Source organism: Streptomyces sp. NPDC059002 (assembly GCF_042740435.1).
Lineage (GTDB): Bacteria > Actinomycetota > Actinomycetes > Streptomycetales > Streptomycetaceae > Streptomyces.
In genome coordinates this window covers 77,889-87,619 of the sequence record NZ_JBHYJI010000040.1, presented here as the reverse complement: position 1 = coordinate 87,619, position 9,731 = coordinate 77,889, and the positions used below count along the sequence as shown (strand labels likewise).

The window sequence follows — 9,731 nt, the reverse complement described above, 5'->3', positions numbered from 1 at the left end:
GCCTGCAACAGGCCGTGCGACACGGCCTGTTGCAGGCACCCCTCCGTGGACCTGTGGCGACCCTCGGCCCTACGCCTTCAGTCCTGAGCCTTCAGCCCTCCGCGCCGCGCAGGCGCTCCATCTCGCGGCGGTCCCGCTTCGTGGGCCGTCCGGTGCCCCGGTCGCGTACGCCCGCGGGGGCGACGGCCTCGCGCGGCGGGGGCGGCGGGCTGTTGTCGACATAGCACTCCACGGCGACCGGCGCCCCGACCCGCTTGCGGATCAGGCGCTTGACGACCACGACCCGTTCCCGGCCGCCCGCCTGCCGCAGGCGCACCTCGTCGCCGACGTGCACGCCGTACGCGGGTTTGACGCGTTCGCCGTTGACCCGCACATGGCCGCCCTTGCACGCGGCGCCGCCGCTGGAGCGGGTCTTGACGAGGCGGACCGACCAGATCCAGCTGTCCACGCGCACGGACTCGCCGCCCGCCCGTCCGCCACCGCCCGCGCCACTGCCTGAAGTCTCCGAAGCCATGAGTCGACCTTAATCCCGCCGCGACCTGGCATCGCCGGCTCCCGGCGAGCCGTCCGGAAACCGCTGACCCCGGCCGCCGATAATTCGGACCCATCGCAACAAAACGGTCCGGATACGACTCCCAGGGGTGCTGCCCATGAAGTTCGAAGCCACTGTCGACGGTCTGATGGACGGGTTGCGCGCCGACCTCGAACGGCTCGCCGCGATCCCCTCGATCTCCTTCCCCGGCTTCCCCGCCGGTCCCGTGGAGGAGGCGCACGACCTGCTGGCCGGGCTGCTGCGGGAGGCCGGGGTCCCGCACGTCGAGCGCCTCGAACTGCCGGACACCGCCCCGGTGATCTACGGCGAGATCCTGCCCCCGACCCCCGAGGCACCCACCGTCCTGCTGTACGGCCACTACGACGTCCAGCCGCCCGGCGACGAGGCGCTCTGGAAGTCGCCGCCGTTCGAACCCACGCCGATCGAGGGCGGACTGCGCGCCCGGGGCATCGCGGACGACAAGTCGAACGTCATCGCGCACCTCGGGATGCTGCGGGCGTACGAGGGGCGGCCGCCGGTCGGGATCAAGATCGTCATCGAGGGGCAGGAGGAGTACGGCAGCGCCTTCGACGACTATCCGCCCGGCGACCCGGAGCGGTTCGCGTGCGACGCGATGGTCATCGCCGACCTCGGCAACCTCCGCCCCGGCACGCCGACGCTCACCACCGGGCTGCGCGGCGCGTCCGAGGTGACCGTGGAGGTCAGGACGCTCGACGAGCCGCGCCACAGCGGGGAGTTCGGGGGTGCGGCGCCCGACGCGCTGCTGGTGCTCCTCAAAGCGCTCGGCACGCTCCACGACGTGCACGGGGACGTCGCCGTCGAAGGGCTGCGGCGCGAGGAGTGGGACGGGACGACGTACACCGAAGAGGAGTTCCGCGAGCTGGCGGGGGTGCGGGACGGTGTGCCGCTGATCGGCAGCGGCAGCCTCGGCGAGCGGCTGTGGAGCGGGCCCGCCATCACCGTCATCGGCCTGGACGCGCCGAGCGTCGAGCATGCCGCGTCGGCCGTCGTGCCGTACGCCCGCGCCAAGCTGAACCTCCGCTTCCATCCCCGCCAGGACCCCAAGGAGGCGCAGCGCAGGCTCGTCGACCACCTGAGCTCGCTCAGGCCCTTCGGGGTGCCGCTCACCGTCACGCCCGGCGACACCGGGCCCGGCTACGAGGCCGCGACCGGTGGCCCCGCCTACCGCGCCGCGCTCGCCGCGCTGCGCGAAGGCTGGGGCAAGGACGCCTCGTACGTCGCGACCGGCGGATCGATCCCGCTGGTCAACGGCCTGGCGAAGGCGGCGCCCGGCGCGGAGGTGCTGCTCTTCGGGGCGCAGGACAGCATGTGCAATCTGCACGCCCCGAACGAGCGCGTCCTCTTCTCCGAACTGCGCAACACGGTCGTCGCGATGTGCGCCTTCGTGCGGGAGTACGCGGCGGGCCACGGGACGGGAGCCGGCGCGTGAGCGCCACCGAGGCGGAGCCGGAGCAGGGCACCGAAGAGCCGCCACGCAAAGGGAAGTTCACCTTCCCCAGCGCCCTGACCGTCCTCGCGATCGTCACCGTCGCCGTCTGGCTGCTCGCCTTCCTCATCCCGTCCGGGCAGTACGACCGCAACGACTCCGGCGCCCCCGTGGAGGGCACCTACCACCGCGTCGACTCCGGACAGTCCTTCGTCGACCGCCTCAACGACCTCTTCCTGTCCCCGGTCAACGGCCTCTACGGCATCCAGGACGAGAAGACCTCGCTGGTCGCGCCCGACAACGTCGGTGCGCTGTACGGCAGCGCGGGCGTCTTCCTCTTCGTGCTCGCCATCGGCGCCTTCATCACCGTGGTCTTCGCGACCGGCGCCCTGGACCGCGGCATCGGGCGGCTCGCGCACCGCCTGCGCGAGCGCGGGGCGCTGCTCATCGCCGGGGTCATGGCGGTCTTCTCCGTCCTCGGCACGGTGGAGGGCTTCGCCGAGGAGACGCTCGGCTTCTACGGCCTGATCGTGCCGCTGATGCTCGCCCTCGGGTACGACCGCATGACCGCGGTCGGCGCGATCATCCTCGGTGCGGGCGTCGGCGTCCTGTGCTCGACCGTCAACCCCTTCGCGACGGGCGTCGCCTCGTCCGCCGCCGACATCTCGCTCGGCGACGGCATCGTGCTGCGCTTCGCGATGTGGATCGTCCTGACGGGCGTCACCATCGCGTACGTCATCCGGTACGCCAAGCGCGTGCGGAAGGACCCGGAGCGCTCCCTTTCCGGGTTCCTGCCGGGCGACCGGGAGCAGTCCGCCACCGACGCGGGCGAGGTGCCGGGGCTCACCCGGCTGCACAAGGCGGTGCTCGTCGTGACGGCGCTCGTCTTCGCCTTCATGATCTTCTCGGTGGTGCCCTGGTCGAGCGCGCTCACCGGCAAGGCGGACGCGCAGCCGTACAGCTTCGAACTGGGCTGGTCCTTCCCGCAGTTGGCGGCGCTCTTCCTGTGCGCGGCCGTCCTCGTCGGGCTCGTCGCGCGCATGGGGGAGCAGCAGCTCAGCTCGACGATCATCCAGGGCGCGGCCGACTTCGTCTCGCCCGCCCTCGTCATCCTGCTGGCCCGCGGCGTCACGACGATCATGAACAACTCGAAGATCACCGACACCGTGCTGCACTCCATCGAGGGCGTGGTGAAGGGGACGTCGTCGGGACTCTTCGCGATCATCGTCTTCATCGTGAACCTGCCGCTGGCCTTCCTGATCCCCTCCACCTCGGGCCACGCGACGCTCGCCATGCCGATCCTCGCCCCGCTCGCCGACTTCGCCGGGGTCTCGCGCGCGGTCGTCGTCACGGCCTGGCAGGCGGCCAGCGGCTGGATGAATCTATGGGTGCCGACGACGGCCGTGACCATCGGCGGTGTGGCGCTCGCGAAGGTCGGCTACGACAAGTACCTGCGGTTCGTGTGGCCGCTGCTCGGCGTCCTCTTCGTGCTGATCTGCGCGTTCGTGGCACTGGGGGCCGCGCTGACCTGACGTACGTACGGTGGAGGCATGGACGGTCTGGGCGAGCTCGACGCGCGGCTCGTCGGCTGCCGGGCCTGCCCCCGCCTCGTCGACTGGCGCGAGGAGGTCGCGCGCACCAAGCGCGCGGCCTTCACCGACCAGGACTACTGGGGGCGCCCGGTGCCCGGCTTCGGGCCGCACGACGCCGCGCTCCTGATCGTCGGCCTCGCGCCCGCCGCGCACGGCGCCAACCGCACCGGAAGGATGTTCACGGGCGACCGCTCGGGCGACGTGCTCTACCGGGCCCTGTACGAGGTGGGCCTCGCCTCGCGTCCCACCGCCGAGAGCGCCGACGACGGACTGACCCTGTACGGCACCCGCGTCACCTCGCCCGTGCACTGCGCGCCGCCCGCCAACAAGCCGACCCCGCAGGAGCGCGACACCTGCCGTCCCTGGCTGGTGGGCGAGCTGACGCTGCTCGCGCCGCGGCTGCGCTCCGCGGTCGTGCTCGGCGCCTTCGGCTGGCAGGCCGCGCTGCCCGCGTTCGCGGCGGCGGGGTGGACGGTGCCGCGGCCCCGTCCCGCGTTCGGGCACGGGGCGCGGGTGACGCTGTCCGGCGGCCCCGGCGGGCGGCCGCTGGAACTCTTCGGCTGCTTCCACGTCAGCCAGCGCAATACGTTCACGGGGCGGCTGACGCCCGCGATGCTGCGGGACGTGCTGCGCGACGCCGCGGCGGCCGCGGGACTGCGACCGGACGGAGCAGCAGATCAGGCCCCGCCCGGCGGCTCTTCCCTAGCGTGAGGGCGTGGACTCCGAAGCCAAGCCCTCAGCAGCCAGGTCCGGCACCTCCGCCGCGGGGGCCACGCCCCCGGCGCCGAGGCCGTCCGGCGCGGCGTACCGCAATCTGCTCGTCGCCACCGTCGGCTTCACGCTCACCTTCTGGGCCTGGGACCTGATCGCGCCGCTCGGCAGCGACTTCAAGGACCGGCTCGGGCTCAGCTCCTTCGAGCAGTCGCTGCTGGTCGCCGTGCCCGTGATCGTCGGCTCGCTGGGCCGTGTCCCGGTCGGCGCGCTCACCGACCGCTACGGCGCCCGGCTGATGTTCCCGCTGGTCTCGGCGCTCACGATCGTCCCCGTGCTGCTGATCATCCCGGCCAGGGGCAGCTACGGCGCGCTGCTCGCCGTCGCCTTCCTGCTCGGCCTCGGCGGCACGACGTTCGCGATCGGCGTCCCGCTGGTCAACTCCTGGTTCCCGCCCGCCCACCGGGGCTTCGCCATCGGTGTCTTCGGGATGGGCATGGGCGGTGTGGCGCTGTCCGGCTACTGCACGCCGCGCATCGCCGAGCACGGCGAGAACCTGCCGTACGTCGTCGTGGCCATCGGGCTCGCCGCCTTCGCGCTGCTCGCCGTCTTCCTCATCACCGACCGCCCCGACCGACCCGTGCCCACCACCTCGCTCGGCACCCGGCTCGGGCAGGCCGGGCGGCTGCGGGTCACCTGGGAGCTGTCCGCGCTGTACGCGATCGGGTTCGGCGGGATCGTCGCGTTCGGGGTGTACCTGCCCACCTATCTGAAGACCTGGTACGACCTGTCGCCCACCGACGCCGGCACCAGGGCCGCGGGCTTCGCGCTCGTCACCGTCGTCTTCCGGCCCATCGGCGGCTGGCTCTCCGACCGCGTCCATCCGGCCACGGTCACCTCCGTCGCCCTCGCGGTGGTGGCCCTGTTCGCCGTCGCGCAGGCCTTCGACCCGGTGCTGAACCCCGTGGGCACCCTCTGCTTCCTGGTGATGGCGGCGGGCCTCGGCACCGCGAGCGGCAGCGTCTTCGCGCTCGTCGCCCAGGTCACCCCGCAGCCGCAGGTGGGCTCCGTGACGGGCATCGTCGGCGCGGTGGGCGGTCTCGGCGGGTTCGTGCCGCCGCTGGTGATGGGCGCGATCTACAGCGCGAAGGACTCGTACTCGATCGGTTTCATGCTGCTCTCCGATCTGGCGCTCGCGGGCTGTGTGTACGCCTACGGGCGGATGCGAAACGCGCAGGCGGGCTGACACCGGGGCGCGTTAGGGTGCCGCGATGGGCCTCTATCCGGACATTGAACCCTTCGATCACGGCATGCTCGACGTCGGCGACGGCAACCGCGTGTACTGGGAGGTCTGCGGCAATCCGCTGGGCAGGCCCGCCGTGGTGCTGCACGGCGGACCCGGCTCCGGGTGCACGCCGTTCTTCCGCAGGTACTTCGACCCCGACGCGTACCGGATCGTCCTGCTCGACCAGCGGGGCGCGGGCCGCTCCACGCCGTCCGCGAGCGACCCGGCGACCGACATGGGCGTCAACACGATCAAGCACCTGATGGCCGATCTGGAGCTGCTGCGGCGCCACTTGGGCATCGAGCGCTGGCTGGTGTGGGGCGCCTCCTTCGGGTCGGTGCTCGGCCTGCGGTACGCGCAGACGCACCCCGACCGGGTCTCCGAACTGGTCCTCACGGGCCTCGCCACGGGCAGCCGCGCCGAGGTGGACCTCCTGACGCGGGGGCTCGGGCGGATCTTCCCCGCGGCGTGGGAGGCGTTCCGCGACGGGGTGCCCGAGGGGGAGCGGGACGGGAATCTCGCCGGGGCGTACAACCGCCTCCTGGAGTCGCCCGACGCGGAGGTCCGCGCGCGGGCCGCGCGGAACTGGACGGACTGGGAAACGGCGTTTCTCCCCGCGCCGCCGCGGTCCGTGCCGCGCTACGAGGACGCGGCGTTCCGCGCCGGTTTCGCCCGCACGGTCACGCACTACTTCGCCCACGACCACTGGCTGGGCGGCGACGAGGTGGTCCTGCGGGACATGCCTTCCCTCGCGGGGATTCCGGGCGTGCTGGTGCAGGGGAGCCTGGACTTCGGCAATCTCACGGGCATCCCGTGGCGGCTTCATCAGGCGTGGCCCGGCAGCGAGTTGGTCATCGTGGACGACGTGGGGCACAACGCCGGTGCGCGGGGCATAGCGGAGGAACTGGCGGCGGCGACGGATCGCTTCCGGGCCCCCTGAGAGTCAGTCGTCACTCGTCATTTGTCACTCGTCGTTCGTCACTCGTCCTCGCCGAACAGGTGCCGCACCGTCGACTCGTAATTCGTGCGCACGTGCGCCAGCGCGTGCGTCCTCGCCCGTTCCGCGTCGCCCGACGCCACCGCCTCGTACAGCTCACGGTGCTCGGCGAGGAGGTGGGTCCACTCCTCGTTGCGGCGCGTCATCCAGCGCAGGCGGCCGTCGACCGGTTCCATCACCGAGGTGAGCAGTCCGTTGCCCGCCATGGCGAGGATGCGGTCGTGGAAGCGGGTGTTGATGTCCGTGATGGCCTCGGCGTCCGCCGTGCGCGTGGCCTTCGCCGCCTGGTCCAGGAGGGACTTCAGCTCCGCGAGGCCCTCGGGCGTGGCCCGTTCCGCCGCGCGGCCCGCCGCGTAGACCTCCAACGCCTCGCGCAGCTCGAAGAGTTCGGTCACGTCGGTGCGGGTCAGGCGGCGCACCACGGTCCTGCGCGGGGTCTCGAAGGTGACGAAGCCCTCGGCGACCAGGGCGCGGATCGCCTCGCGCACGGGGACCCTGGACACCCCGAAGCGGTCGGCGAGTTCGCGCTCGACCAGGCGGTCGCCCGGGCCGAGGCGGCCTGCGATGATCTCCTGCCGCAGCTCGGCGAGCACGCGTTCGCGTACCGCGCCCAGCGGCTGCTCCACGGTCGTCATGGGGTCCATCATCGCCGAACCCCGCGTCGATTTACCGATTCGTAACCGCAGGGACATTGCCGGGCGCCGTTGGTGGCGGGAACATGACGACACCTTTGGTATACCAAATATTGGTATACCAAAGGGCGCACCTCCGTCCCCCCTCCAGGAGGCCCCGTGTCCCTCGCCCAACGCACCGGCACCCCACCGCTCGCCCCCGACCCCCGCCTCACCAACGAGGACCTCGCCCCCTCCACGGAACGCAAGTGGAAGGTCTTCGACCTGTTCGCCCTGTGGATGTCCGACGTCCACAACCTCGGCAACTACACCTTCGCAGCAGGCCTGTTAGTGCTCGGCCTCAACGTCTGGCAGATCTTCACCTCGCTGCTCGTCGGCTTCGTGCTGATCTACGTCGGGATGAACATGATGGGCCGCGTCGGCCAGCGCCACGGCGTGCCGTTCCCCGTCGTCAGCCGCATCAGCTTCGGCGTCTGGGGCGCCAACATCCCCGCCCTCATCCGGGCCGTGATCGCCATCATGTGGTACGGAATCCAGACCTATCTGGCCTCCATAGCGGTCAACGTCATGCTGATCGCGGCCTTCCCGGGCCTTGAGACGTGGACCGAGCACTCCTTCCTCGGGCTGCACGCGCTCGGCTGGTGTTCCTTCGTCGCCCTCTGGCTGGTGCAGGGGCTGATCATGACCCAAGGCATGGAGTCCGTACGGAAGTTCCAGGACTTCTGCGGGCCCGCCATCTGGATCGTGATGATCGCCCTGGCCGGGTGGATCCTCGCCAAGGCCGGCTGGACGATCTCGCTCACCTCGACCCCGCACCCCGTCTCCACCGGCGAGCAGATCAGGCAGTGGTTCGGCGCGATCGGCCTGATCCTCGCCACCTACGGCACGCTGATGCTCAACTTCTGCGACTTCTCGCGCTTCGCGCCCGATTACCGCACCGTCAAGCGCGGCAACTTCTGGGGCCTGCCCATCAATTCGACGGCCTTCGTGATCCTCTCGGTGATCGTCACGGCGGGCAGCCTCGAAGTCTTCGGGAAGGCCATCACCGACCCCGCCGAACTGGTCGCCGAGATCGGCAACACCTGGGTGCTGGTCTTCGGCGCGCTCACCTTCGCCGTCGCCACCATGGGCGTGAACATCGTCGCCAACTTCGTCTCGCCCGCGTACGACCTGGCCAACGTCTGGCCGCAGAAGATCACCTTCAAGATCGGCGGGATCATCTCCACGGTCGCCGCGCTGCTCGTCACGCCCTGGAACCTCTACTCCAACCCGACCGTCGTCAACTACTTCCTCGGCGGCCTCGGCGCCTTCCTCGGACCGCTGTTCGGGATCATCGCCGTCGACTACTACTGGGTGAAGCGCGGCCGCATCGACGAGGAGGCGCTCTTCAGGGCCGAACCCGGATCGGCGTACTACTACAAGAACGGCGTCAACCCCAAGGCCCTGTGGGCGTTCCTGCCGACGGCGGGCGTGGCGGCCGTCTGCGCGCTCGTGCCGTTCTTCGACCATGTCGCGCCCTACTCCTGGTTCATCGGGACCGCGACGGCCGCACTCCTGTACGCGGTCCTGTGCCGCTCCGAGCGGACGGCGGAGGGCTGAGGCGCGTGCGCATCGTCGTCACCAACTGCAACACGACCCGGGCGATGACCGAGGAGATCGTGCGCGGCGCCCGCGACGCGGCGTCCCCCGGCACCACCGTCACCGGGCTCACCCCCGCCTGGGGGCCCGAATCCGCGGAGGGCTGGCTCGACAGCTATCTCTCCGCCGCCGCCGTCCTCGACGGGCTGCGCACCTACGAGGAGCCGTACGACGCCGTGGTCATGGCCGGGTTCGGCGAGCACGGCCGCGAAGGCGCGAGGGAACTCCTCGACGTGCCCGTCGTCGACATCACCGAGGCCGCGGCCCATCTGGCCTGTCTGCTCGGGCGGCGGTACGGCGTGGTCACCACGCTCGACCGGGCGCGCGGCCAGATCGAGGACAGTCTGCACGCGGCCGGTATCGCACAGCACTGTGCCGCCGTCGTCGGCACCGGACTCGGCGTCCTGGAACTCGGCGACGAGGAACGCACCACCCGGGCCTTCCTCGCCGCCGCCGAACGGGCCCGCGACGCCGGGGCCGAGGTGCTCGTCCTCGGCTGCGCCGGGATGACCGGGCTGCAGCGGGCCGTCGGCGAGAAGCTCGGCATGCCGGTCGTCGACGGGGTCGCCGCGGCGGTGCGGCTCGCGGAGTCGCTCGTCGGGCTCGGCCTCACCACGAGCCGCGTCGGCGGGTACGCCAAACCCCTCCCGAAGGCGCGTACTTGGGGAACCGGGCCCGGGGGGCCGCCGCCGTCGGAGTGATCTTCCGGGTGAACCCCGCCGCCCCGGCGGGGTGCGGACCGCGGCCGGGGCGGGGCGCCCCGCAGACTCCGGGAAACGCGCCGGTCCGGTCCGGCGCCGCCCCCCCAGGAGCCGCCCGGTGCCCCATCCCCTCTCCCACCGCCTTCACTCCGGCCCCTCGTCCCACCACCTCGGC

9 protein-coding genes are annotated in these 9,731 nt (G+C 71.7%); 7 read left to right on the top strand and 2 right to left on the bottom strand.

What is annotated here, in order from left to right:
* Window positions 1-91: 91 nt before the first annotated feature.
* Window positions 92-514, bottom strand: coding sequence for an RNA-binding S4 domain-containing protein (locus tag ACFWZ2_RS29650; RefSeq protein WP_384550811.1), 423 nt, complete (start codon window positions 512-514; stop codon window positions 92-94).
* A 136-nt stretch (window positions 515-650) separates the two neighbouring features.
* Here ACFWZ2_RS29650 and ACFWZ2_RS29645 point away from each other — a divergent pair, with 136 nt between their 5' ends.
* The 5 genes from ACFWZ2_RS29645 (at window position 651) to pip (ending at window position 6,528) form a co-directional block, all read left to right on the top strand.
* Complete coding sequence (locus ACFWZ2_RS29645) at window positions 651-2,003, top strand: M20/M25/M40 family metallo-hydrolase (RefSeq protein ID WP_384550809.1); 1,353 nt, start codon at window positions 651-653, stop codon at window positions 2,001-2,003.
* Window positions 2,000-3,532, top strand: coding sequence for a YfcC family protein (locus ACFWZ2_RS29640; protein ID WP_384550807.1), 1,533 nt, complete (start codon window positions 2,000-2,002; stop codon window positions 3,530-3,532). Before ACFWZ2_RS29645 ends, ACFWZ2_RS29640 begins: the two co-directional genes overlap by 4 nt.
* A gap of 18 nt (window positions 3,533-3,550) precedes the next feature.
* Window positions 3,551-4,303 carry a uracil-DNA glycosylase gene (locus ACFWZ2_RS29635; protein ID WP_384550805.1) on the top strand — a complete coding sequence of 251 codons (753 nt, stop codon included), beginning with the start codon at window positions 3,551-3,553 and terminating at the stop codon, window positions 4,301-4,303.
* Between the two features lie 103 nt (window positions 4,304-4,406).
* Entirely contained in the window at window positions 4,407-5,549 is a 1,143-nt protein-coding gene (locus ACFWZ2_RS29630; RefSeq protein WP_384550821.1) for an MFS transporter, read from the top strand.
* Between the two features lie 25 nt (window positions 5,550-5,574).
* On the top strand, window positions 5,575-6,528 hold the full coding sequence (pip, locus tag ACFWZ2_RS29625) for a prolyl aminopeptidase (RefSeq protein WP_384550804.1): 954 nt from the start codon (window positions 5,575-5,577) through the stop codon (window positions 6,526-6,528).
* Window positions 6,529-6,566: 38 nt separating this feature from the next.
* On the opposite strand, the gene ACFWZ2_RS29620 is transcribed toward pip, so the two are convergent.
* Window positions 6,567-7,220 carry a GntR family transcriptional regulator gene (locus tag ACFWZ2_RS29620; RefSeq protein WP_384550802.1) on the bottom strand — a complete coding sequence of 218 codons (654 nt, stop codon included), beginning with the start codon at window positions 7,218-7,220 and terminating at the stop codon, window positions 6,567-6,569.
* 156 nt (window positions 7,221-7,376) lie between these two features.
* Between ACFWZ2_RS29620 and ACFWZ2_RS29615 the strand changes: the two genes are divergently transcribed.
* Complete coding sequence (locus ACFWZ2_RS29615; protein WP_384550800.1) at window positions 7,377-8,816, top strand: NCS1 family nucleobase:cation symporter-1; 1,440 nt, start codon at window positions 7,377-7,379, stop codon at window positions 8,814-8,816.
* A 5-nt stretch (window positions 8,817-8,821) separates the two neighbouring features.
* Window positions 8,822-9,556 carry an aspartate/glutamate racemase family protein gene (locus ACFWZ2_RS29610; RefSeq protein WP_384550798.1) on the top strand — a complete coding sequence of 245 codons (735 nt, stop codon included), beginning with the start codon at window positions 8,822-8,824 and terminating at the stop codon, window positions 9,554-9,556.
* The last annotated feature ends 175 nt before the right edge of the window (window positions 9,557-9,731 follow it).

Bases quoted from the DNA above. Each gene is read 5' to 3' on its own strand.
- ACFWZ2_RS29650 (WP_384550811.1), bottom strand. From the start codon at position 514: ATGGCTTCGGAGACTTCAGGCAGTGGCGCGGGCGGTGGCGGACGGGCG.
- ACFWZ2_RS29645 (WP_384550809.1), top strand. From the start codon at position 651: ATGAAGTTCGAAGCCACTGTCGACGGTCTGATGGACGGGTTGCGCGCC.
- ACFWZ2_RS29635 (WP_384550805.1), top strand. From the start codon at position 3,551: ATGGACGGTCTGGGCGAGCTCGACGCGCGGCTCGTCGGCTGCCGGGCC.
- pip (WP_384550804.1), top strand. From the start codon at position 5,575: ATGGGCCTCTATCCGGACATTGAACCCTTCGATCACGGCATGCTCGAC.
- ACFWZ2_RS29620 (WP_384550802.1), bottom strand. From the start codon at position 7,220: ATGACGACCGTGGAGCAGCCGCTGGGCGCGGTACGCGAACGCGTGCTC.